This is a genomic window from Alistipes muris (assembly GCF_943193205.1).
Taxonomy (GTDB): Bacteria; Bacteroidota; Bacteroidia; order Bacteroidales; family Rikenellaceae; genus Alistipes; species Alistipes muris.
In genome coordinates, this window is sequence record NZ_CALPDD010000002.1 from 168,969 (window position 1) to 192,509 (window position 23,541).

Annotated in this window: 21 protein-coding genes and 1 pseudogene; 5 read left to right on the forward strand and 17 right to left on the reverse strand. The window is 62.8% G+C overall.

Annotated elements, in window-relative coordinates; genetic code table 11:
• The first annotated feature begins 13 nt into the window (after nt 1-13).
• From NFR47_RS02230 to pth, 3 genes are all read left to right on the forward strand, one after another.
• Nucleotides 14-418 carry a structural protein P5 gene (locus NFR47_RS02230; protein ID WP_251213956.1) on the forward strand — a complete coding sequence of 135 codons (405 nt, stop codon included), beginning with the start codon at nt 14-16 and terminating at the stop codon, nt 416-418.
• 275 nt (nt 419-693) lie between these two features.
• Nucleotides 694-1,269 carry a 50S ribosomal protein L25/general stress protein Ctc gene (locus NFR47_RS02235; protein WP_251213957.1) on the forward strand — a complete coding sequence of 192 codons (576 nt, stop codon included), beginning with the start codon at nt 694-696 and terminating at the stop codon, nt 1,267-1,269.
• A gap of 12 nt (nt 1,270-1,281) precedes the next feature.
• On the forward strand, nt 1,282-1,845 hold the full coding sequence (gene pth / locus NFR47_RS02240) for an aminoacyl-tRNA hydrolase (RefSeq protein WP_251213958.1): 564 nt from the start codon (nt 1,282-1,284) through the stop codon (nt 1,843-1,845).
• Between the two features lie 128 nt (nt 1,846-1,973).
• On the opposite strand, the pseudogene NFR47_RS02245 reads toward pth, so the two are convergent.
• The 9 genes and pseudogenes from NFR47_RS02245 to rsmH all read right to left on the reverse strand — a co-directional run bounded on the left by NFR47_RS02245 (nt 1,974) and on the right by rsmH (nt 12,758).
• Nucleotides 1,974-3,084: pseudogene (locus NFR47_RS02245) on the reverse strand (MATE family efflux transporter).
• Nucleotides 3,085-3,240: 156 nt separating this feature from the next.
• The gene (locus NFR47_RS02250) at nt 3,241-3,636 is read right to left on the reverse strand and encodes an RNA-binding S4 domain-containing protein (RefSeq protein WP_251213959.1); all 396 of its coding nucleotides are present in this window, start codon (nt 3,634-3,636) and stop codon (nt 3,241-3,243) included.
• 81 nt (nt 3,637-3,717) lie between these two features.
• Nucleotides 3,718-4,974, reverse strand: coding sequence for an FtsW/RodA/SpoVE family cell cycle protein (locus NFR47_RS02255; RefSeq protein ID WP_251213960.1), 1,257 nt, complete (start codon nt 4,972-4,974; stop codon nt 3,718-3,720).
• Nucleotides 4,971-6,323 (reverse strand): UDP-N-acetylmuramoyl-L-alanine--D-glutamate ligase, encoded by a 1,353-nt coding sequence (gene murD, locus NFR47_RS02260; RefSeq protein ID WP_251213961.1) that lies wholly within the window; start codon nt 6,321-6,323, stop codon nt 4,971-4,973. Before murD ends, NFR47_RS02255 begins: the two co-directional genes overlap by 4 nt.
• A gap of 2 nt (nt 6,324-6,325) precedes the next feature.
• Nucleotides 6,326-7,570 (reverse strand): phospho-N-acetylmuramoyl-pentapeptide-transferase, encoded by a 1,245-nt coding sequence (mraY, locus tag NFR47_RS02265; protein WP_251213962.1) that lies wholly within the window; start codon nt 7,568-7,570, stop codon nt 6,326-6,328.
• A gap of 2 nt (nt 7,571-7,572) precedes the next feature.
• A complete protein-coding gene (locus tag NFR47_RS02270) occupies nt 7,573-9,033 on the reverse strand; it encodes a UDP-N-acetylmuramoyl-L-alanyl-D-glutamate--2,6-diaminopimelate ligase (protein ID WP_251213963.1) in 1,461 nt (486 codons plus the stop codon).
• A 3-nt stretch (nt 9,034-9,036) separates the two neighbouring features.
• Nucleotides 9,037-11,295 carry a penicillin-binding protein gene (locus NFR47_RS02275; RefSeq protein WP_251213989.1) on the reverse strand — a complete coding sequence of 753 codons (2,259 nt, stop codon included), beginning with the start codon at nt 11,293-11,295 and terminating at the stop codon, nt 9,037-9,039.
• Entirely contained in the window at nt 11,295-11,816 is a 522-nt protein-coding gene (locus NFR47_RS02280; RefSeq protein WP_251213964.1) for an FtsL-like putative cell division protein, read from the reverse strand. Before NFR47_RS02280 ends, NFR47_RS02275 begins: the two co-directional genes overlap by 1 nt.
• Nucleotides 11,817-11,828: 12 nt before the next feature.
• Nucleotides 11,829-12,758, reverse strand: a complete 930-nt coding sequence (gene rsmH, locus NFR47_RS02285; protein WP_251213965.1) for a 16S rRNA (cytosine(1402)-N(4))-methyltransferase RsmH — start codon at nt 12,756-12,758, stop codon at nt 11,829-11,831.
• A gap of 168 nt (nt 12,759-12,926) precedes the next feature.
• Between rsmH and glsA the strand changes: the two genes are divergently transcribed.
• On the forward strand, nt 12,927-13,760 hold the full coding sequence (gene glsA / locus NFR47_RS02290; RefSeq protein ID WP_251213966.1) for an acyltransferase: 834 nt from the start codon (nt 12,927-12,929) through the stop codon (nt 13,758-13,760).
• A gap of 18 nt (nt 13,761-13,778) precedes the next feature.
• Complete coding sequence (glsB, locus tag NFR47_RS02295; protein ID WP_251213967.1) at nt 13,779-14,807, forward strand: glycine N(alpha)-acyltransferase GlsB; 1,029 nt, start codon at nt 13,779-13,781, stop codon at nt 14,805-14,807.
• Nucleotides 14,808-14,887: 80 nt separating this feature from the next.
• Here the strand turns inward: glsB and NFR47_RS02300 are convergent, their stop codons facing one another.
• The 8 genes from NFR47_RS02300 to NFR47_RS02335 form a co-directional block, all read right to left on the reverse strand.
• Nucleotides 14,888-15,433 carry a KdsC family phosphatase gene (locus NFR47_RS02300; protein ID WP_251213968.1) on the reverse strand — a complete coding sequence of 182 codons (546 nt, stop codon included), beginning with the start codon at nt 15,431-15,433 and terminating at the stop codon, nt 14,888-14,890.
• Nucleotides 15,409-16,182 carry a Rossmann-like and DUF2520 domain-containing protein gene (locus NFR47_RS02305; protein ID WP_251213969.1) on the reverse strand — a complete coding sequence of 258 codons (774 nt, stop codon included), beginning with the start codon at nt 16,180-16,182 and terminating at the stop codon, nt 15,409-15,411. The genes NFR47_RS02300 and NFR47_RS02305 overlap by 25 nt, the downstream gene beginning before the upstream one ends.
• Nucleotides 16,183-16,232: 50 nt before the next feature.
• Complete coding sequence (locus NFR47_RS02310) at nt 16,233-17,564, reverse strand: YihY/virulence factor BrkB family protein (RefSeq protein WP_251213970.1); 1,332 nt, start codon at nt 17,562-17,564, stop codon at nt 16,233-16,235.
• A gap of 70 nt (nt 17,565-17,634) precedes the next feature.
• On the reverse strand, nt 17,635-18,786 hold the full coding sequence (locus NFR47_RS02315; RefSeq protein ID WP_251213971.1) for a THUMP-like domain-containing protein: 1,152 nt from the start codon (nt 18,784-18,786) through the stop codon (nt 17,635-17,637).
• Nucleotides 18,783-20,213, reverse strand: coding sequence for a ComEC/Rec2 family competence protein (locus NFR47_RS02320; RefSeq protein ID WP_251213972.1), 1,431 nt, complete (start codon nt 20,211-20,213; stop codon nt 18,783-18,785). The genes NFR47_RS02315 and NFR47_RS02320 overlap by 4 nt, the downstream gene beginning before the upstream one ends.
• Nucleotides 20,210-20,641 (reverse strand): rRNA maturation RNase YbeY, encoded by a 432-nt coding sequence (gene ybeY, locus NFR47_RS02325; RefSeq protein WP_251213973.1) that lies wholly within the window; start codon nt 20,639-20,641, stop codon nt 20,210-20,212. The genes NFR47_RS02320 and ybeY overlap by 4 nt, the downstream gene beginning before the upstream one ends.
• A complete protein-coding gene (locus NFR47_RS02330; RefSeq protein ID WP_251213974.1) occupies nt 20,638-21,762 on the reverse strand; it encodes a murein hydrolase activator EnvC family protein in 1,125 nt (374 codons plus the stop codon). Before NFR47_RS02330 ends, ybeY begins: the two co-directional genes overlap by 4 nt.
• 7 nt (nt 21,763-21,769) lie before the next feature.
• Nucleotides 21,770-23,539 (reverse strand): tetratricopeptide repeat protein, encoded by a 1,770-nt coding sequence (locus NFR47_RS02335; protein ID WP_251213975.1) that lies wholly within the window; start codon nt 23,537-23,539, stop codon nt 21,770-21,772.
• Nucleotides 23,540-23,541: the final 2 nt, after the last annotated feature.

Here is a 23,541-nt window from a genome sequence, read left to right on the forward strand (position 1 = left end):
ACAATCTTAACTTATGGCAAGAGGTCTGAACAACCGCAATCCCGGCAACATCCGCCAGTCGAAAGGCCGCTACAAAGGCGAGGTCCGACCCTCGCGCGACCCGGCGTTCAAACAATTCGAGACCATGGCATGGGGCTACCGGGCGATTTTCGTGCTGCTCCACACCTACCGCACACGCCACGGACTGCGTACCATCGCCGCAATGATCGCCCGCTGGGCCCCGCCCTCGGAAAACAAAACCGAACTTTACATCCGCACCGTCTCCTGCCGAAGCGGAATCCCTGCCGACCGGCCGCTCGACACCCGCGACCGTCGCACCATGATTCCCATTGCGGCAGCCATTTCGTTCGTCGAGAACGGCACGGCCGCCGACATGCACGACGTCGAAAAAGGGTGGGAGCTGTTTGCCGATTCATAATTCATAATTCATAATTCATAATTCACAATTCATAGTTAGCGGAACCAACCGGACACAGCTAACAAAAAGAATTTCCGCACACGAACAACTACAATCCGCCTAAGTTGAGACCCTCAAAATAACCACTCTACAAGGATTCGCCAATTATGAATTGTGAATTTTGAATTATGAATATTTTCTTCGTATCTTTGCCCCGCAAACAGGCGGAAATGGGATGCGGTCCGCGAGGCCGCGTTGAGAACCGCCGGTGGTAACATCAAAACATTCAAAAACCAATGAAAACCATTGCTGTAAAAGCTGCGAAGCGTGCCGATTTCGGCAAGAAGGCCGCCAAGGCGGTGCGTCGCGAGGGGCTGATTCCCTGCGTATTGTGCGGTAACGGCGAGACCGTGTCGTTCTCGGTCGACCCCCGCGACATCAAACCCCTGATCTACACCCCCAACTCCTACATCGTCGAATTCGACTTCGACGGCAAGACCGAAAAGGCCGTGCTGCGCGAGGCTCAGTTCCACCCCGTCCGCGAGGAGATTCTGCACCTCGATTTCTACCGCATCGCCGACGGCAAGCCCGTGTCGATCGCCATTCCGGTGCGTCTGACCGGTAACGCCGAAGGCGTGAAGGTCGGCGGTAAGCTGGCCCTCTCGGCCCGCAAGTTGACCGTGAGCGCTCTGGTGGAGAACCTGCCCGACGAGATCGTAGTGGACGTAACGCCGCTGGGCGTCGGCAAGACCATCTTCGTGGGCGACCTGAAGATGGAGAACATCAAGTTCGTGACCCCCGCCACGACGGCCGTATGCGCCGTGCGCGTAACCCGTGCTTCGCGCGGTGCCGCGGCTGCCGAAGGCAAATAACCGCGCTGAGGCATGAAATACCTTATTGTTGGGCTGGGCAACATCGGCGCCGAATATGCCGACACCCGCCACAACATCGGTTTCAAAGTGTTGGACGCTCTCGCCGGAGCGTCCAACACGCTTTTTACCACGGCCCGCTACGGCGACGTGGCCGAACTGAAGCACAAGGGCCGCACCCTGGTGCTGCTCAAGCCCTCGACCTACATGAATCTGTCGGGCAAGGCAGTGCGCTACTGGCTCGACGCCGAGAAGATTCCGCGCGAAAACCTGCTGATCATCTCGGACGACATCGCCCTGCCGTTCGGGACGCTGCGCATCCGGCAGCGGGGAAGCGCCGGCGGCCACAACGGGCTGAAAAACATCGCCGAGCTGCTGGGCAGCGAGGATTTCGCACGGATGCGGTTCGGCGTGGGCGGCGACTTCCCGCGCGGCCATCAGGTCGACTACGTGCTGGGCGAATGGACGGCCGAGGAACGCGAAGCGCTGCCCGAACGGCTCAAGGTCTTCGGCGACGCCGTTCTTTCGTTCGCCACGATCGGTGTAGAACGGACCATGAACTTCTTCAACAAGAAGTAGGCGAGCGGCAACAAGCCCCTGCGGTACCGTACCGGCGGGAATCCTCCATCTACTGAAAACCCGCTGCATGACGCAAACACTCATGCAGCGGGTTTTTCCATACGTGCCGCTCAAAGAAAATTCCGTTCTCAACTTCTCCGCCGCCAATAGGCCCCGAGCGCCAGCAGGGTGAGCCCCTCCGACAAAGGCATGGCCAACCAAATACCCGCGACCCCGAACCACCGGGGCAGCAACACGAAACACGGCACAAGAAACACGCATCCGCGCAAAAGAGCGAAAAACGTTGCCGGACGCACCCGTTCGAGACTCTGGTAATAACCGATGACCGCGAGGTTGACGACGAAGCAGACGAATCCGGCGGCGAAGAGCGGAAACCCCTCGACGGCGAGCCGGGCCGCCGCCGTCTCCAACGGCAGAAACAGCCCGACCAGCAGCTGCGGACACCCCACGAAAGCCAGCGCGACCGCCCCGCCGCAAAAAACAGCCGTGGCAAGGGCGACACGCTGTACCGCGGCAACCCGGTCGAGACGGGCGGCTCCGAAGTTGAAGCTGACGATCGGCTGGGCCGACTGGGCCACAGCATTGCCTATCATGAAAACGAACGGCGCATAGTAGCAGGCTATGCCGAACGCCCCCACACCGTCGTCGCCCAAGTAGTGCATGAAGACCAGATTGCCGGTGAACATCAGCACGGCCATCGTCGCCTCGCCCAACATGGCCGACGCCCCGATGCGGCACTGGTAACCAATGTTACGCAAGGTGAGACGCAGGCTTTTGCGGCTGGCTTTGAGAGGATAAAACCGCAATGTCCGAGCCCGACGGAAAAGATAGACCCCGACGATTATGCCTCCTATGGCTACGGCCAGGGTCGACGCGAGCGCCGCTCCGAAGACGCCCCACCCCAACGGAAAGACGAAGAACCAGTCGAGCACGACGTTGACCAATGCCGAAACGACGCTGCACCACATGGCCAGACGGGGTGCGCCGTCCAGACGCAACGACCGAACAGCCGGCTCCGACCATCAGTCCGAAGCCTGTGAAGATCATCAGCAGCGGAATGCAGATGTTGATGGCGGCGATGCCGTCGCTGCCGACCCCATGGCCGACAAAAATGCCGTCGGCGACCGTGACGGCCGAGATACTGAGCATACCCAGCAATGTGGGAACGAAAAATTTGCGGAACAGGCGGCCTACATGTTCCGTCCCGAGGTCCAATGCGTTCTTTCCATAAACCGAAATTGCTGTTATTCACCGGCGGACACAAAAAAGGCCGGACAAGCGTCGTGGTTTTACCCAGTCATCTTATCCGGCCTTATAGCGACCCTCCGATGAGGATTACAAAACTCCTTTATATTTCAGCGCAAAGATAGCAAATATTTCCTGCCTGGCCAAACGCTACTCCTCCTCGTCCACGAATATCCCGTCCATGAGCGAATCGAGCTCCCGGCGCTCCTTTTTGGTGGGGCGTCCGGTGCCGCGGTCGCGGAAGACGAAGATGGTTTCGCGGGGCACGTTGAGTTTGTCCAGCTCCTCCTGCGGAGTAGTGTTAAGACAATAATCGGGCACGTTCTTGGCGGGCTGACGGCTCGAAACGAGGTCGAGTACCTTGTAGGAATAAGTCACCTGCTGGCGCTTCACCTCGATGCGGTCGCCGACTTTCACCTCGCGCGACGGCTTGGCGTAGGCCCCGTTGACGGTCACTTTGTTCGTGCGCACGGCATCCGCCGCATCGCTGCGGGTCTTGAAAATCCGCACGGCCCACAGGTATTTGTCCAGTCGAATATCGTCCACTTTTCGGAAAGCTAAAGGTTAAGAATGAAAGGTGAAAAGTATTTTCGGGCGCCGCACTTTTTACCTTTCACATTTCAATTTTCACTTCTCGTAAATCGTTTCTCCCTTGGGCGTGTCGTGCGACTGCTCCTCGTTCTGACGGCTGACGCTGAGAATCATCCCCAGGGCGATGGAGGTGAAGAGCACCGACGACCCGCCGCGCGAAATCAGCGGCAGCGTCTGCCCCGTTTCGGGAATCAGATTGACCGTGACCATGATATGCAGCAGCGCCTGACACGTTATCTGCAACGCCAGTCCCAAGACCAGCAGCCCCGGAAAAGCCGTGCCGCAACGGCGGAAAATCTCGATGGCCCGGAAGAAAATCCACAGGTAGAGCATCAGCACCGCCACGGCCAGCAGCAGCCCGTATTCCTCCACGAAAAAGGCATAGGCATAGTCGCTCTCGGGGTGGATCATTTCGACCCGCATGGCGCTCTGACCGGCTCCCTCGCCGAGAATCCCGCCGTTGTGGATGGCGATCATCGAGCGTTCGGTGTCGGTCAGTTCTTCGATGGGTTTCTCGGTCTGCGTGTGGGTCCACAGATTCGCCCACGTCGAAAAGCGCCCTTCGGCCGTCGCACCGCGGCCCCAGCTGAACAGCATGGACAGCACCACCACCACCAACGCCCAGACAACCAGTTTCATCAGCTCGCGGAACCGCACGCGGCCGATAAGCATCATGACCCACGAAGCCATGAAGACCAACAGCGCCGACGAGAAATGGGCTGGGAAGATGACCAGGCACGACACCAGCATAGGCACCAGGATAGGCCATGTCCCGTCGCGCCAGATGCGCCGCTGCTCGCGCGAGGAACGCCACGTCCAGAACTTCCACGAGGGCACGATGCGGATTTTGTCTATCTTCGACTGACGCGCCGCCAGCTGCCGCGCGAGAAAAAGCACCGTCGCCACCTTGAGCGCTTCCGAAGGCTGGAACAGAAACGACCCGATGGGAATCCAGCGCGCCGCGCCGTTGGCCGACACGCCGAAGAAATAGACCCCCAGCGTCAGCAGCACCGAGAGATAATAGACCGGAGCCGCCAGGTAATGGTAAATCCGGCTGTTGATTTTCTGCACGGCCAGCATGACGAACATGCAGCCGCCCAGGATGAACAGCTGCTGCCGCAGAAAATGGGCCGTCGTGCGGGCCGTATGGGCGTCGTAGGCCATCTTGGCGGTCGACGAATAGACCACCAGCACCGAAATCACCGCCAGCGTCGCCACGATGATCCACAGCACCCGGTCGCCCGTGAAAAGGCGGAACTTGGGTCCCTCGGCCGTATCGGAGAAATTTTTCATTCGCAGTTTTCCAGCACCCACTTCTTGAAGAGCTCGCCGCGGTTTTCATAGTTTTTGAAGAGGTCGAACGACGCGCAGGCGGGCGACAGCAGCACCGCATCGCCGGGCCGGGCCGCAGCCTTGGCCGCCCTCATCGCCGCATCGAGCGAACCGGTGGAGACCACCTCGGGCACCACGCCGGAGAATTCGCCCACCAGCTTGGCGTTGTCCAGCCCCATGCAGACCAGCGTATGGACCTTTTCGCGGGCGAACCGCTTGAGCGGCTCGTAGTCGTTGCCCTTGTCCGTACCCCCGGCAATCCACACCACGGGCCGTTTCATGCTCTCCAGCGCATACCACACCGAATCGACGTTCGTAGCCTTGGAATCGTTGATCCACAGCACCCCGTTCTTCTCGGCCACGGGTTCGAGCCGATGTTCGACAGGCGCGAAATCATAGAGCGCCTTGCGGATTTTGGCCGGAGCCACCCCCGCGGCAAGGGTCGCCAGCGCCGCGGCCATCGCGTTGTAGGCGTTGTGAAGCCCGGCAATCCGCATCTTGTTCATGTCGATTTCGACCGACGCCTTGCCTGCCGTGGCCGTGAACTTGCCGTCGCACAGAAACGCATCGCCGGCACCGCTCGCCACGGCGTTCCGCGCCGCAAAAGGCAGCTGCCGCACCCGCAGGTCGTATTTCGGAAGCTGCTGCCAGATGACCTCGTCGTCGCCCGAATAGACGAACCAGTCGCGCGAAGTCTGGTTCTGCGTGATACGCATCTTGGAATCGGCGTAGTTCTGGAAACAATGGTCGTAGCGGTCGAGGTGGTCGGGCGTGATGTTCATCAGCACCCCGATGTGGGCGCGGAAGCGATACATGCCGTCGAGCTGGAACGAACTGAGCTCCAGCACATACCAGTCGTAACTGCCCGTAGCCACCGAGTAGGCGAAACTCTCGCCGATGTTGCCGCCGAGGGCCACGTTCAGCCCGGCGTCGCGCATAATCTTGTAGATCAGCGACGTGGTGGTCGTCTTGCCGTTCGAGCCCGTGATGCAGATGCACTTCGCACGCCCCATGTAGCGGCCCGCGAACTCGATTTCGGAGACGACGGGAATCCCCGCCTCGCGGATTTTCCGCACGATGGGCGCCGTCTCGGGGATGCCCGGCGACTTGACCACCTCCGTGGCGGCGAGGATGCGCTCCTCGCTGTGGCCGCCCTCCTCGTAGGGAACGCCCCACTCATCGAGCTTCTGCCGGTAGCGTTCAGCAATGCGGCCGCTGTCGGAGAGAAAGACCCCGAACCCCTGTTTTTTGGCAAGAATCGCCGAGCCGTAGCCGCTGATTCCGCCGCCCAATACGACGATGTTTTTCATTGCTATCTGATTTTCAGCGTCACCAGCGTGATGGCGGCCAGCAGCAGCGAGATGATCCAGAAGCGGATGGCTATCTTGGTCTCGAACTGGCCTTTCATCTGGTAGTGGTGGTGGATGGGCGACATGAGCAGGATGCGCCTCCCCTCGCCGTACTTACGCTTCGTATACTTGAAATAGCTCACCTGGAGCATCACCGAACAGCTCTCCACGAGGAAGATTCCGCACAGCAGCGGCAGCAGCAGCTCCTTGCGGATGCACAGCGCGAAGACCGCAATGATGCCGCCGATGGAGAGCGAACCCGTGTCGCCCATGAAAATCTGCGCCGGGAACGAATTGTACCACAGAAAACCCATCAGCGCACCGACCATCGCCGCCGCGAAGACCACCAGCTCGCCGCTGTCGGGGATATACATGATGTTGAGATAGTCGGCATAGACGATATGGCCCGAAAGGTAGGCCAGCACCGCCAGCACCACCACGATAGGCACCGAAACCCCGGTCACCAGCCCGTCGAGCCCGTCCGTGAGGTTCGCGCCGTTCGACACGGCCGTCACGACCAGAATGGCCACCAACACGTAGAGCATCCACGTAGCCACGTCGCGGCCCCCGGTCATCCAGCCGTAGTCGAACTCGTTGTTCTTGATGAAGGGGATGGTCGTTTTGGTGGTCTTGGTGCTCTCGGAGCTGAGCAGCAGGTGCTGCTGGATACTCTGTTCGACCGAACCGTCGGTGTTGACGTAGACCGTCTCCACGGGCTGGGTCACCTTTTCACGCACCACGATGTCGGGCGACAGCCACATGGTCGTGCCCACGATGATGCCCAAGCCCACCTGGCCCACGATTTTGAAGCGGCCCTTGAGCCCCTCCTTGCGGTGGCGGAAGACCTTGATGTAATCGTCCAGCCCGCCGATAAGGCCCAGCCACACGGTCGAAACCAGCAGCAGCTGGATGTAGATGTTGTCCAGCCGTCCGAACAGCAGCGTCGGCACCAGGATCGCCAGCAGGATGATGACCCCGCCCATCGTCGGCGTACCGCGCTTCTGGAGCTGGCCCTCCAGTCCCAGGTCGCGGATTTCCTCGCCGATTTGCTTGCGGCGCAGGAAGTCGATGATCGAACGGCCGAAGATAATGGCTATCAGCAGCGACAGGATGATGGCCGCCGCCGAGCGGAACGAAATGTACTGGAACATACCCGAGCCGGGTATGTTGTGCATACGGTCAAGATAACGGAATAGGCTGTAAAACATGCTTATTTTGAGTTTTCATTCAACATATCCAGCGCCTTGCGGACCTGCTCCCGGTCGTCGAAATGGTGCTTCGTATCGCCGATAATCTGGTAGTCCTCGTGGCCTTTGCCCGCGATGAGCAGAATGTCGCCGGGGCGCGCGAGCATCACCGCCGTGCGGATGGCTTCGGCGCGGTCGACGATGCGCAGGTAGCGCACCGCAGAGCCGAGCCCGGCCGTCATTTCGTCGAGAATGGCTTCGGGCGATTCGTGGCGCGGGTTGTCCGAGGTGAAAATCGCCGTCGAGGCATATTTCACCGCGATGGCCGCCATTTCGGGGCGTTTGGTCCGGTCGCGGTTGCCGCCGCAGCCGCAGACGACGATCAACTGCTGAGAAGGCGTGCGGATTTCCTCGATGGTGCGGATGACGTTCTCCAGCGCGTCGGGCGTGTGGGCATAGTCCACCACCGCCGTCGTGCCGTTGGCCGCCCGCACTACCTCGAAACGGCCCGCCACCGAATGCAGTGCGCTCAGCACGCGCAGCACCTCGTCGCGCTCGAAGCCCAGGAGCCGCGCCGCGCCGTAAACGGCCAGCAGGTTGTAGGCGTTGAACCGCCCCGGAAGCGCCGCCCACACCTCGCAGCCGTCGATGCGGAGCAGCATGCCATCGAGGTGTTGTTCGATGATTTTGCACCGGAAATCGGCCATCGAACGCAGCGAATAGGTCGCTGTCCTGGCGGCCGTGTTCTGCACCATGATGCGGCCGTTGCGGTCGTCGATGTTGGTCAGCGCAAAGGCTTCGGCAGGCAGGGCGTCGAAGAAACGCTGCTTGGCCTTGATATAGGCGGCGAAAGTCTTGTGGTAGTCGAGGTGGTCATGGGTGATGTTGGAGAAAAGCCCGCCCGCGAAACGGAGCCCCCGGGTCCGTTCCTGCACGATAGCGTGGGACGAACACTCCATGAAGCAGTATTCGCACCCGGCGTCGACCATCTCGCGCATCATGGCGTTCAGGCGAATCGTATCGGGGGTCGTGTGGGTCGCTTCGACGGTCCGTTCGTCGATTTTGTAGACCACGGTCGAAATCAGCCCTGCCTTGTGGCCGAGCGCCCGCACCAGGTCGTAGAGCAGCGTGGCCGTGGTGGTCTTGCCGTTGGTGCCCGTCACCCCCACCAGCTTCAGTTCGCGGCTCGGATGGCCGTAGAACGCCGCCGCCATGTCGGCCATGGCCCCCGCAGGGTCATCGACCACCGCATAGGCCACTCCGTCGGCGAGACGCTCCGGCAACCGGGCGCAAACCACCGCCGCAGCGCCTTGGGCGACCGCCGCGGGGATAAAATCGTGACCGTCGCATTGCGTGCCCGCCACCGCAAAGAAGCAGCTGCCCGGCCCTGCGCTGCGCGAATCGTAGGTCAGCGCTCCGATTCCGGCGTCGCCGTGCACCTCGCGCACGGGGGTCTCTTCCAGCAATTCGGAAAACAGTTTCATCGTTTATTGCAATCTTATCTCTATGGTCTTGTAGTTGCCCAGCAGCGTGCCCGGCGCGATGCTCTGCGTCACCACGGCCCCCTGGCCCGAGAAACGCACGCTCAGCCCGCAATTCTCCAACAGGAACAGCGCATCCTTGAGCCCCATGCCCCGCACGTCGGGCACGCGGGTGCGTTCGCCGCCGAAGCTGCGGATTCTCACCGTGGCCAGGCTGTCGACGCGCGGCCGGCCCCAGCCGTTGCGGACGTCGGAGGTCACGTGGGGCGAAAGGCGTTCGGCCACATGGCGGATTTCCGCGATGTCGCCCCCCTTCACCTCCTGCGGATAGCGGCGCGGTCCGGAAGCCGCGGCTTGCAGGCTGCGGCCGCTGCCCCGGTTGTAGATGTAGTCGACCAGCCGCTTGACCACCGGACCCGCGAGCGGACCGCCGTAGTAGGCCTTGCCCGGCCGGGCCTTGGTCTCGATAGTGGTCAGCACCGTATAGCGCGGATTGTCGGCCGGGAAAAAGGCGACCATCGACCCCAAGTAATAGCGATCCGACAGACGCCGGGCATCCGTAATCTGGGCCGTGCCCGTCTTGGCCGCCACCTTCAGCCGGGTCGTATCGCCGAAAAAGGCCTTGGCCGTGCCGTCGGTGCAAACGGCCTGCAAACAGCGGCGCACCTCCTGCAAGGTCCGGTCCGTGCAGACCGAACGGCGCAGGGTCTGCGTCGCGAAACGCTCCTCCACCCGGTCGCCGCGGCGCAGCTCCTTGACCAGCACGGGCGAAATCATCCGGCCGCCGTTGGCAATGGCGTTGTAGAACGTAATCATCTGTATGGGCGCCATTTGCACGCGGTATCCGTAGGCCATCTTGACCAGCATGACGCCCGGGTCGGGCACCTTCCAGTCGGTCGTAATCATCGGCGGCCGTTCGCCCAGCCGCTCCAGCCCCACGGTCTGCCCCAGCCCGAGCCGGTTGTGCAGGTAGTCGCTGTACTGCTGTTTCTTGCCCGTCGCGCCGTAGCGGTCCCAGATAGCCTGGGCGAAATAGACGTTCGACGACGCGGCCACGGCCCGGCGGAACCCGATGACATGGTCGCCGCGGTGCGAATCGCACACGTCGTCGGCGTGGCCCACCGTCACGGGCCGGCCGTCGTTGACATCGTAAGTCGTCGTCACAGGCATCCCGGCATCGTCCAGCAGCAGCAGCATCGACGCCAGCTTGAACGTCGAACCGGGTTCCATACTGCGGCTCAGCGCGTAGTTCTCGCGCTCGGCATAGGTTCCCTCCGAAGTCCGGCCCAGGTTGGCCAGTGCCAGGATTTCGCCCGTGCGGGTCTCCATCACGATGGTCGTACCCCACTCGGCGCTCTGTTCCTTGAGCTGCCGCCGCAGCGCCTTGTCCGCGGCGTCCTGCAACTCGATGTCGAGCGTCGTTACCACGTCGAAGCCGTCCTCCGGCTCCACGTGCTCGCCCGCGACACGCCCATAGAAACCCCGCGCGATGCGCTGACGCTTCGCCTTGCCGTCGCGGCCCGAAAGCTCGGCATGGTAGGAATCCTCGATGCCGTAATTACCCTGGTCGCCCTTCTTGCCGATGGTGCGGCGCGCCAGCTCGCCCTGCGGATAAATCCGCTCGGCCGTCTCCACAAGGCGGTAGACCACCCCCATGTTCCAGTTCAGAAGCGGATAGGTCTTGAGCGTCTCCCACTCCGAATAATCCACGTCGCGGGGGAAAATCTCGACGGGCGTATGGTCGCGCAAGGTGTCGTAGACCTTGTGGCGGATGAACTCCTCGCCCCGCATGCGGTCGGTCAGCCGGGCGAACCACCCCTCCGAACGGGCATAGAGGGTGTCGCGCGGACGCACCAGCCGATAACGCCGCGCATGCTCTTCGCGGAAAAACTTCCGGTATTCGGACGCCGGGCGGTCCTTGAAAAAGGCCGCCAGCAATTTGGCCAGCGAATCGCTCTGCTCGCGGAAGGTCTTCAGGGAATCGAGCCCCGGCGAAGCGAAGTCGAACGCCACCTGGTAACGGAAAATCGACGCGGCGAGCGGGTCGCCGCTGCGGGCCAGGATGCTGCCGCGCTGCGCAGGCACCGTCACCTCGGTGAAGATGCGCCCCGCGAGCCGCCGGGCGTTGTAGGCCACTTCGCCGCTGAACATCTGCACCCACACGAGCCGTGCGAACACGATGGCCCCCGCCGCGATGAAAAGCACATAGAGCACCCTCACACGCAGCAGAATATCGCTTTTTATTCGGGACGGTTCTTCCTTCATCATTCTTCGCCGCCGATGGTTTCGCCCGGCGCAGGCGGATCGTAAAGGGGTATGTTGCGCTGGCGCAGCCGCTCGACGATGGCCGAGTGGGTCGTGGTGCGGAAACGCTCTTCTTCGAGCCTGATGGAGCGTTCGCGCAGCTTCTGCACCTCGCGTTCGAGTTCGGTATGGCGCATGTCGAGCCGCAGGGCCATGAACATCACGAAGATGCTGGCGAACAACATGACTGCCATGCAAAGCATGTAGGGATACGACCGCGACACGCCCTCGCGCACCAGAATCGTCCCCGTGAAAAACTGCCGCACGAGGCTCGCCCTGCGGCGGCGCTCCTTGTTTTCGCGCTCCTCGGCTTCGGCGCGCTCGGCGGCTTCCCGCTCCATGTCGGCACGGATTTCCTCGTCGGCTTCGCCCCGGCCTATGCGCAGCACCTCGCGCCGCACCCTGCGGGCCAGCTCCTCGTCCTGCCTGCGGCGGGCCTCCTCTTCCGGATTCACCGGGTCGAATTCCGTATCGCGCAACATATCGTTTCGGGGTTACATACCTGTTTTTGCAGGCTCCGCCTGCTTCTTCACCGCCGCCCGGAGCTTGGCCGACCGCGACCGCGGATTGCGGGCCAGCTCCTCGGCCGAAGGGGCCACGGCCTTGCGGGTCACCGGCTCGAACGGCGTCAGCGCCCGGCCGAAAAAGTCCTTTTCCACCTCGCCCGTGAAATTGCCGCTCCGCATGAAGTTCTTCACCAGCCGGTCCTCCAGCGAGTGGTACGAAATGACCACCAGCCGTCCTCCGGGCCGCAGCACCTTGAGGCTTTGCTCCAGCGCCATCTTGAGCGCCTCCATTTCGCCGTTGACCTCTATGCGCAGTGCCTGGAACAACTTGGTCAGGAACTTCGCTTCGTCCTTTCTGGGGGTGCAGGGCTTCACAGCTTCGACCAGCTGAGCCGTCGTCTCCAGCGCACCCGCCCCGCGCGCCCGCACGATGCAGTTGGCCGCTTTCCACGGGGTTTCGATTTCGCCCCAGTCGCCCAATATGCGTGTCAGGTCGTCCGCCGCATAGGTGTTGACCACCGCTGCGGCCGTCAGCCTGCCCCGCTGGTTCATGCGCATGTCCAAGGGAGCTTCGCCGCGGAACGAAAAACCGCGCTCCACCTCGTCGAAATGGTGCGACGACACCCCCAGATCGGCCAATATGCCTTCGACCTGCTTCACGCCCCGCAGCCGCAGCGCCCCGCGCAGAAACCGGAAATTGCTCTCCACGAAATGAAAACGCGGGTCGTCGGGCCTGTTGGCATGGGTGTCGCGGTCCTGGTCGAACGCAAAGAGCCGCCCTCCGTCGCCCAGCTCGGCGAGAATCCGGCGCGAATGACCGCCCCCGCCGAACGTCAGGTCGGCGTAGGTCCCTTGCGGCTCTACGGCAAGCAGTTGCACGGATTCTTCGAGCAATACCGGGGTGTGGTAAGCGGACATGGGTCAGGCAGCAAAAGTCAATTTGGGTGTAAAGTTAGACAATTTCCAAAAAAGAATATTTATATTTGGCGATAATATTTTCGATTTTCGCCGCCCCGTAAGAAACGCCCGATTGCGTTCGTGCGGAACGATCCGCCTTTAACCTTTCACTTTTCACCTCATAAGGACATGCCACAGATAGACATCGCCAGCGTACTCCGGCAGAAAGCGCCCGGGCTGGCCCGCAGGATTCCGCAGTTCGCAATCGACTGGCTCCGCCGCACTGTCCGCGAACGGGAAATCAACCACATTCTGGCCTCCTACTGGGACCTGCCGCCCCAGGAATTCATCCGCGCCTGCTTCCGCGAATGGCAGGTCACCTACTCGGCCATCGGGCTCGACAAGCTGGACCCCGCCGGACGCTACCTGTTCGTCGCCAACCACCCGTTCGGCGGCATGGACGGGATGATGCTCGCCGACAAGCTCACCGAACGGTTCGGCGACGCCCGGGTGGTGGTCAACGACCTGCTGATGCACGTGGAACCCCTGCGGCCGCTGTGGATTCCCGTCAACAAGCACGGGTCGCAGAACAGCGACTACGCCCGGCGCTTCGACGAAGCGTTCGTCGGCGACCTGCCGGTCCTCACCTTCCCCGCGGGGCTCTGCTCGCGCCGCATCGGGGGCCGCGTCACCGACCTCGACTGGAAACCCAACTTCATCAAAAAGGCCGTCGCGTCGCAGCGGGACATCGTGCCTATCTTCGTCGAAGGGCACTTGTCGAACTTCTTCTACCGGATTGCGCAGGCACGCAAAGCGCTCGGTATCAAGGCGAACATCGAAATGCTGTGGCTGCCCGACGAAATGTTCTCGCAGTCGGGCCGCCATTTCCGGCTCGTCGTGGGCGACCCGATTCCCGTCGGGGAACTCCAACGGTTCGGTTCGTTGCGCGAACAGACCGAGGAAGTACGCAGAAAAACCTATTTTTTGGAAAAAACGCTCGCCGCACTGCCGGATAAAAGGTAATTTTCCTATTTTTGCGCCATGCAAACACTATCCGAACAGCCCATCGCGCCACCCGTGGACCGGGCCCTGCTGCTGCAGGAGCTGACGCCCGAGCGCAAAATCCGCGATACGAAGAAAGCCGACAACGAAATCTATATTTTCGCCGCAGCCGAATGCCCGGCGCTGATGCGCGAAATCGGGCGCCTGCGCGAACTGGCGTTCCGCGGTGCCGGGGGCGGCACCGGCTGCGAAGTCGACATCGACGAGGAAGACCTCGCGGGCGACGGCTACTACCAGCTTATCGTCTGGGACCCCGCGGCCCAGGAAATCGTGGGCGGCTATCGGTTCATCGTCTGCACCTCCCCGCACCCGCGCCACCTCTCGACCGAACACTATTTCCGTTTCAGCGAGAAGTTCCGGCGGCGCTTCCTGCCCCGCACCATCGAACTGGGCCGGTCGTTCGTGCAGCCCGCCTACCAGGCCCGGCAAAACTCCAAGAGCCTCTATGCGCTGGATAATCTGTGGGACGGTCTCGGAGCGCTCATCGTGCTGAACCCCAAGGCAAAATACCTTTTCGGCAAGGTGACCATGTACACCACCTACAAGTCCGTGGCACGCAATGCGCTGATTTGGTTCCTGCGTCACTATTTCCCCGACCGCGACCGGCTGGTCGAGGGCATCCACCCGCTCCAGCTCGACTTGAACGACCCCTACTACGAACAGTTCTTCACGGGGGAGAACTACCAGGAAAACTACCGGATTCTCATTCAGAAAATCCGCGAATTCAACGAGAATATCCCGCCACTCATCAACGCCTACATGAACCTTTCGCCCACCATGCGGGTGTTCGACACGGTTTCCAACCCCGATTTCGGCAACGTCGAGGAGACGGGCATTCTGATTACCATTCCCGACATCTACACCGAAAAGCGCGAACGCTACACCCGGTGGATCGGCTGGCGGCGCAACCTCAAGGCCCGCCGCGAGGCGTTCCGCCTGCACCTGATCGACCACATGGAACGCAGGAAAAAGAAAAAGGCCGAAGCAGGATTAAAAATGAAAAATTAAAAATTAAAAATCCATATAAGACGAAAAGGAGAGAGAGCTCAGGGCCCTTTCTCCTTTCTTTTTCAAACGGATTTTTAGTTTCAGTTCGACGCGGCCAGGCTCGACGGGGTGACGCCCTGCGAATCGCGGGCCCAGTCGCCCCGGGCGCGCAGCACCTGCTCCACGATGTCGCGCACGGCGCCCGCGCCGCCTGCAAACTGCGACACGTAGCGCGACGCTTCGACCACCTCGGGCGCCGCATCGGCCGGGCAGACCGGAATCCCCACTTCGCGCATGCACTCCAGGTCGGGAATGTCGTCGCCCATGTAGATGACGTTCGCCGGGTCGATTCCCTCGCGGCGGAAATAGTCGCGCAGGGTGGTGATCTTGTCCATGCAGTCGAGGTGGTATTCATTGATTCCCAGCATCTTCAGCCTGTTTTCCAGCGTCCGGCCCCGGCCGCCCGATATGACGCAGACCCGGTAGCCCATCTTGATGGCATAGGCCAGCGCGTAGCCGTCCTTGGCGTTGTAGCGGCGGATGAAATCGCCCTCGGCCGTGGGCACGATGCCCCCGTCGGTCATCACACCGTCCACATCGAAGACGAAGGCTTCGGTGCGGGCTATGTCCTCCTTGAAGTTTCCCATATGTGTTGGCTTATTGTCGTGTAAATCGTTCGCAGCAGTTCGTCGTCGAGCATCGCCGCGTGGCGTTCCTGCGTCGCAAGGTCGCCCCGCACGGCCGGACCCGTCTGCACGGCGGCGGGCGATGCGGCGTCGAGGGCCTTGGCCGTCGTCTCGGCGATAAGAGGTTTCAGCAGGCCGAAATCCAGCCCTGCGGCCTCCGTCAGCTCCGCACCCACGGCATACATGTGGTTCACGAAGTTGCAGACGAAGACGGCCGCAAGGTGCAGCCGCGCCCGCCGCGCCGAATCGGCCGCATGGACATGCCGCGTAATCCGCCGGGCGAGCGTCTCCAGTTCGGTTTGCAGCGCAGGCGTCGACGCTTCGATGAAGACCGGCAGGTCCGCAAAGCCGACCCGCCGCCCGCGCGTGAAAGTCTGAAGCGGATAGAACACGGCCCGCCGCGCGAACTTCGCCGGGAGCGCTTCCAGCGGCACGCACCCCGCCGTATGGGCCACCGCGGCCCGTTCCGGTATCGGCAGCGCCGCCGCCACTTCGGCCACGGCCCGGTCGCTCACCGCCAGCAGGTAGAGGTCGGCCTCGGCCAGCTCCTCCGGCCGGGTCGCCCAGCCGCAGCCCGCCAGCCCGGCCACTTCCTGCGCCCGGGCGGCGTTGCGTGCAAAGACCTGCACCAGCCGCAGGCCGCTGCCGGCTATCGCCCGGGCCAGCGATTCGGCCACATTGCCGCTGCCGATGATTACGATGCTATCCAATGAAAATCAAGAATTAAAAAATCCGACCGCAGTATTTCTACAAGCAATTTCTAATTTTTCACCTTGGGTTTTTCGTTCCCCAGCAATTCGACTATCTTCACATTGTCCTTCGATTCGCGGGCACAGCGCTTGAGGTATTCCACTTCGCGGTCGATGCGCTGCAATTCGGGTGTCGGCGTCGGGACGAAACACTCCTGCCCCGACTGCTCCACGGCTTCGAGAATGCCGTAGACCGTCAGCGAAGCGATGTCGTGCGCCGGAATGTAGGCCATTTCGCGTTCGTTCTCGGTCATCGGCACCGCCAGCAGCTGCCCGGCCTGCACCAGCTGATAAAGAACATCGTTCACGATGCGCGTCGGCAGTTCCAGCCGCTGCCGGATCGTCTCCGCCGGGATCGCTCCGCCATGACTGCGCAGATAGTCCACCACCGTCAGCATGACCGCCAGCAGGAGCTTGCGGCGCTGGTCATAGCTCACCAGCAGCGATTCGCGCTCCTCGCAGAAACGCGAAATATTCTGATAGGCGAACGACAGTTCGCCACCGAACAGCAGAATCTCCCACGAGGTCTGCATCCAGATAAGGAACAGCGGCAGCGCCGCGAAACTGCCGTAGATGGCATTGTACGACGTCATCCATCGCTGCACGTACAGATAACCCCATTGGAACAGCGCAAAGGCGGTTCCGGCCACGATGCCCGCCATCAGAGCGCTTGAGAGGCGCACCCGGGCGTTGGGAATGACCATGTAGAAGAAGGTGAACATCCCCCAGATGACCGTCACCGAAGCCAGCCGCGAAAGCAGCGTCCACTGCCAGCCGTCGCCGAAGCCGAGCAGCTGGCGGGCATAGCCGCCCAGCGCCCCCGCGATGACCCACAGAATCGGCACTATCATGACGATGGCGATGTAGTCGCTCCATTGGCGGGCGATACTGCGTTCGACCTTGACCTCCCAAATGTTGTTGAAAGCGTTCTCGATCGACCCGAACACCCGTATCACGGCCCAGAACAGCATGACCAGCGCCACGACCGCCACCACACCGCCCTGCGTGCGGGCCAGCGCCTTTTCGGCGAACGTGACGACGTAGTCGATCATCTCAGGGCTCTGCGGAAAAAGGCCGTAGAGACCCTGCACCAGCCCGTCGGCCAGCCCGAAGCCCTTGACCACGGCGAAGACCACCGCCAGAATCGGCACCAGCGACATGAGCGTGTAGAAAGTCAGCGCCGCCGAACGCACGATAGTGCCGTGCTCCAACAGCCCGCGGGCCGTGTAGAACAGCAGTTTGTACTGCTGGACCAGCCACCGCGCCACCGGACTGCGCCACTCGCTGACGTCGCGCCGGAAAATGGTGTCGGTGAAATAGGTGATTATCTGCTTGATTTTCAAAGTTCCGAATGTTTAGTATCCATGATGCAGGTTTTCCCGCTTCGGCAGCCCCCGCTCCCTACAAAAGTAGTCATTTCAGACGGACCGTCCAAAAGCGGCCGTCGATTTTCGTGAAAGCCAGCCGCACGTCGTCGCCCGGACGCAGCCGCGTGCGGCGCATGATTTCGTCGGCCGACAGCGGGAAGTCGCGCTTGAGCATCGTCGCACCCCGGCCGCCCAGCTCGCGCCGCAGCCGCCGGGGGTCGTAGGGCTCGACGGCCTCGATTGCGAATACCTTGCCGAGCACTTCCTCGGGCTTCCGCACCGAGAATCCGAAGCCGTTGTCGCTCCAGATGTCGGCCTTTCCGGCCAGTTGAAGCCGCGCCAGCCGGGCTTTCTGCAGCGCCGCATCGGGCACCGTCAGCCACGCATAGCGCTGCGGGTCGAACGTTTCAGGAAGCGGCACCGAAGCACCGGGACACGCGGTGAATTCGCGGTCCGGATTGCCGAGCGCCGTGGCCGTCACGGCCGGGCCGCTGCCATCGTCGTAGACCAGCACCTCCTTGCATTCGCCCTCCAGCGAGACCACTTCCACACGGCTCTGCGGAAAGAGCCGCAAGGCTTCGCCGACGTCGAACAGGGGCGAATTCTTCAGACACAGCCGCCCCGCGACCCGCCGGATTGCAGGCAGCAAGGCCGGAACCGAAGGCGAACAATCCTCCAGCCGCACCAGCTTGCGGCCCGTCGCCGAACGGCGGTCGGGGTCGGCATAGACCCAATCGAACCGCTCCTGCGTCCGGGCCAGGTACTCCTCGGCCGGAGCGCAGACGACCTCCACGTTCGCAACGCCCAGCCGCCGGAAATTCTCCTGCGCAATGCGGGCCAGCACGGCGTCGCGTTCGAGCGTCACCACCCGGCCGAACCTGCGGCTGAGCGCCAGAGCATCGACCCCCAGCCCGCACGTAAGGTCGAGCACCGCATCGCCCGCGATGTTCTTGTGCTCCGCACAGCGTTCGCTCGACGCCTGCTCGAATGCCAGCGGCGGCAGGATGCACTGCGCGGCGGCATACGACGGCAGTTTCCGCGCCGCGCGTTGCAGATATTTGACCTGCGTGGCGACAATCCGCGTATGGGGCACCCGTGCGTCGAGCGCCACTTCCAGCGGGTCGCGGCCGCGGTTTTCCGCCACGGCACGGGTCACCGCACCGCTCACCAGCAGTTCGTATTCCTCGGGGGCAATCATACGGGCAAATGTACGCTTTTTTTCGGTTTGCACCACCACGCCGCCGTCGCACCCGCAAAAAGCAGGTAGCAGACCGCCGTTCCTCCGGCCGACAGCGTATATTCCACCGCTCCGCCCGGCAGCGACGCCACCCCGCGGGCCAGCGCGTTCAGCGCCCAGGCCGCCGCTTCGCCGACCGCAGGCACTCCCGGCACCAACAGACCCAAAACCCCGCAGCACACCACCACGCCTGCCAGCGGGACGACCGCCGGATTGAGCAGCAGCCCCGCCACCGGAACGATGCCGAACGCATGGGAGACCAGCGGTGCCGTAGCCACCGAAGCCGCGAGCCCGACGACGAGGGTTCCCGAAAGCGCATCGACCGCCAGGCGGCCCGTCCGCAGCCGTCGGCACATCGGCACAGCCCACGCAAGGATAGCCGCCACGGCCACGAACGAAAGCTGAAACCCGATGTCGCCGATCCACGCAGGATTCCACAGCAGCATGCCCAGCGCCGCCGCGGCAAGGGCATTCAGCGCGACATATTCCGAACCCGACGCGACCGCCAGTTGCAGCAGCGAGCACATGACGGCCGCCCGCACGGCACTGGGCGGAAACCCCGCGGCCGCGACATAGAGCCACACGCACCCCACGGCCAGCGCATCGCGCAGCAGGTGACCCCGACGCCACAACGTCAGCCCCCGCAGCACCCAGTTCGCCAGCAGGAAAACAAGCCCCGTATGAAGCCCCGACACGGCCAGCAGGTGCGACATGCCGCTGCGGGCATAGGCCGTCCGCAGTTCGGGCCCGATGCCGCTGCGGTCGCCCGCCGTCATGGCCCGCACCACCGCCCCGGCATCGCCGGCGCCGCAAACCCGTTTCATCCGAGCCGCCGCCAGCAGATGCAGCCCCGGACGGCTGCCGGGCACCCGTTCGACGGGTTCATAAGCCGAAAACCAAAGCGTTCCGGCCACGCCGCGGCGCACCATCAGCCGCCGATAGCTTTCCGGACCGCCCCGGAGCGGATAGATTTTGCCCATGCCGCGAATCGCACCTCCGTCGGGCAGCATCGCCGACGAATCGGCCCGCAGCAACACCCGGTCGTCGGCCGGATGCCACCCCTCCTCCGACGGCAGGCGCCACGCCCGGACGCGCCCCGCAGCCGCCACCGAACGGCTCCTCAACGAGGGCAGTTCCTCCATTTCGACCTGCCATTCGCAGAAGACCCCCGTCGGAACCGTCCGCACGGGCGCATGCAGCTGACCGGCACCCCACCCGGCGGCCACCAACAACCCTACGGCCGCAGCCCACGAACGCAACAGCAGCGCCAGCGCTCCGCACAACAAAAAAGCCGCGGCGAACAACCACCACGGCACTGCGAAATACTCCGCCAGCACAATTCCCGCCGCGAACGGCACCAGCGCTTTCACCATCGGAAGGGACTTCATCGTTCGCACTCCCACGCTTTGAGATACTTGTCCTCCTTGGAGTGCATCTGCCTATTGGCGCGGGGCGTTTTGTCGCGCTGGCCGCAGAGGTGCAGAAGCCCGTGGACCACCACCCGGCGCATCTCCTGCAAGCGTGTGGCGCCGTACTGCCGTGCATTGTCGGCCACGGTCTCCACGTCGATGAAGACGTCGCCCGAGACCACGCGCGAACCCTTCCGGTCGCTGTAATCGAACGTTATGACATCCGTAAAATAATCGTGCCCCAGATACTGGCGGTTCATCTCCAGCAGGCGGCGGGCCGAACAGAAGATGTAGTTCACGTCGCCCAGCGTGTAGCCCTCGCTCTCGGCCACAGCGCGCAGCCAAGCCGCCGTGCGCCGCTTCTGCGGCAGCCGGTAGGAGCAGTCGTCGGTATAGTAGCGTATCATTTCTTGAAACAGTTTTCCGCCAGCAGACGCTGCGACGGGTCGGGCGGGTAGATGCCGAAAACGAGCTTGTATTCGACCTGCATCGTCAGCGCGTCGACCCCCGAACCGATGATGCCGATCTGCTGGTTGCGGGCCACTTTCTGCCCTTTCTCGACCGTGACGGCACCCAGGTTGGCATAGGAGGTGATGTATTCGCCGTGGGCGATGAAGACGTCGAACTTGTCGGTGATGCGGTTGCGCTTGATTTCCACCACCTTGCCCTCGTAGATGGAGACCACGTGCGCCCCCTTGGGACCCACGATTTCGGCCATGTTCTCGCGGTAGCGCTTCACCCGGCCCGAAGCCACCGGGAGCCGCAGGCCCGAAGTGCTCGACGAGAACGACGCGCCCGCCTTGTTGCCTTTGGTCAGCTTGCGCAGGGCGCTGATGGCCACGCTCAGCTGCTGCTGCTGTGCCACCTTGCGCTGCAGGGCCGTTTTCTCGCGCTCCGACATCCGGCGGATTTCCGACCGCGCATTGCGGGCGTCGCGTTCGAGGTCCTTCTTCTGCGTCGCCAGCTTGCGGGTCACCGCGTCGAGCGATTTCTGGCGGGCCGCCAGCTTCTCCTTTTCGGTCCGGACCTGGTCCGAAAGGGTGGTTATCTCCTCCAGCTTGCGTTCGCGCATGGCCGCGATTTCGCGCAGTGCGGCGATTCTGCGCGCCATGTCCAGGAAGTCGCGCGACGAAAAAAGATAGGTGAGGTAATTCTGGTGGCGATAGTTGCGGTACGATTCGCGCACCATCTCGGCATATTCTTCGCGGTGGCGGCGGCAAGCCGTCGTCAGGTCGCCCGCCAGCCGGTCCTTGCGCCGGATTTCTTCGCGCAGCAGCTGGGCCTGCTTCTCGGTCTCGTCCATCAGCCGGATGCGCGATTCGATTTGCCGCGCCAGCCGCCGGGCCCGCTCTTCGGTTGCGGCACGGCCTTTCTTCAGCTTGGCAATCTGCTGTTCCTCGGCCGCGATTTTCTTTTCGAGCGATGCGATGACACGCTTCTGCTCCTCGATGCGGCGGTCGTTCTGCGCCACGGCCGAACAAACCGGGAACAGCAACAGGAGGGTCAGCAGAATACGGAACGGTTTCATCGGCGGGTCATTTCTTTTTGGCGGATTCCATGCGCCGGGCGATGGCCGCGGCATCGTAACCCTTTTCGAGCGCCTTGCGCCAATAGGTTTCGGCCATGAAGCGTTCGCCCAGCGCATCGAGGATGTCGCCGTAGTGGACCAGCAGCTCCGGGCTGTTGCGGTTGTCGAGCGCCACGGCCTGCTGCATGATTTTGCGCGCCTCCTCGGTGCGGCCCAGCCGGAACAGCACCCACGCATGGGTGTCCAAGTAGGTGGGATTGTTGTCCGTCAGCGCCACGGCCCGGCTCGACATGGCGAGGGCCTTTTCGAGCTCCCGGTCCTCGACAGCCAGGAAATAGGCATAGTTGTTCAGCACCAGCGGATTGTCGGGCAGGAGCTTCAGACTGCGGTCGTAGGCCCGGAAACAGGCATCGAGCGCCTTGCGCCGGGCGGCCGTCGAACGGGCCGTCGGCGATTCGTCGGCGGATGCGGAACCCACGGCCATCTGGTGCCACGTGTCGCCCGTCAGCCCCCAGATCACCCCGCGGAGCGAATCGGTATCGGCCAGCCGCAGCGATGCCCGGTAGGCTTCGAGCGCCGGACCGTAGCGCTTGGAATAACTCAGCGCGTTGCCCTTGGCGATGTGGAAAACCGGACGGTCGGGGAAGAGCGTCAAGGCGCGGCCGACGTAAAGTTCGACCGAATCGGGCCGCCGCAGGTAAGTCTCGATGTCGATGACCGAAGTGAAGTAGTCTTCCTCGGGCGGCGTGTCGTGGGTGTGCAGCTTATAGAGTTCGAGCGCCTGCTGCAACTGGCCCGACGCGATCAGATGGCGGGCATAGAGCTCCACGGCCTGCTTGTCGCGCGGATAGCGGATGGCCAGCATCGACGCCAGGTCGTTGAGCTGGATGTAGAATTCGCGGTAGAAACGGGTGTCGGAGGTGAACTGCCCGAAGCGCGCGACCTTGCTTTCCAGCGGCATGGCGTCGAGGGCGAACATGCGTTTGGTCACGGCCAGCATCGAACGGAAATCGCGGCGGTCGTTGTAGTAGTCCGAGAGCGCCGCGAGGGTGGCGAGCGACGTCGAATCCGCTTCCAGCGCCTTGCCGTACTCGGCCAGCGCCAGCGAATCCTTGCCCGTGCGGGCGTAGAGCCCGGCCAGTACCACGCGGTTGGCGGCATCGTAGGGCGCCGCATCGACCATCGCACGGGCCTCGGCCACCGCCTTGTCGGTCTGATGGGTGGACAGCAGCAGCTGCCGCTTCATGTTGCTCAGCACCGGAATCCGCCCGAAGCGCATCTCGGCCGAATCGAGGGTCGCGATAGCCGCGAAAGGCTGGTGGCTCAACTCATAGAGCGCCGCGAGAATGCGGTAGTTGTCGGGATTCTTGGGGTCGGCCTGCCGCAGGTCGCGGAAGACCCCCAGCGCCCGGCCGTACTGACCCGAATAGACCAGCGCCTGCCCGTAGAGCGAATGATACCACAGATTGGCCGTGTCGATGCGGTGGGCGCGGAGCGCCAGCTCGGCCGCCTCGGCAGGCGCCTTGTCGATGCGCTCCACGGCCAGCTCGTAATAAGCCGGTGCGAACGCCGAATCGACCCGGAGAGCCTCCGCGAAAAGCTCGCGCGCCCGGACCGAATCGCCCGCTATGGCGTGCTGCTTGATGCCCTCGGTATAGAGGTAGACGCTGCGCAGCGAATCGGCCCAGACGGGCGCAGGCGAGGGGCTCTTCCCGGCCGCCGAAACCGTCAGGAAGAACGCCGCACACACGAACGATATGGCTGCCGGGCGTCTCATCG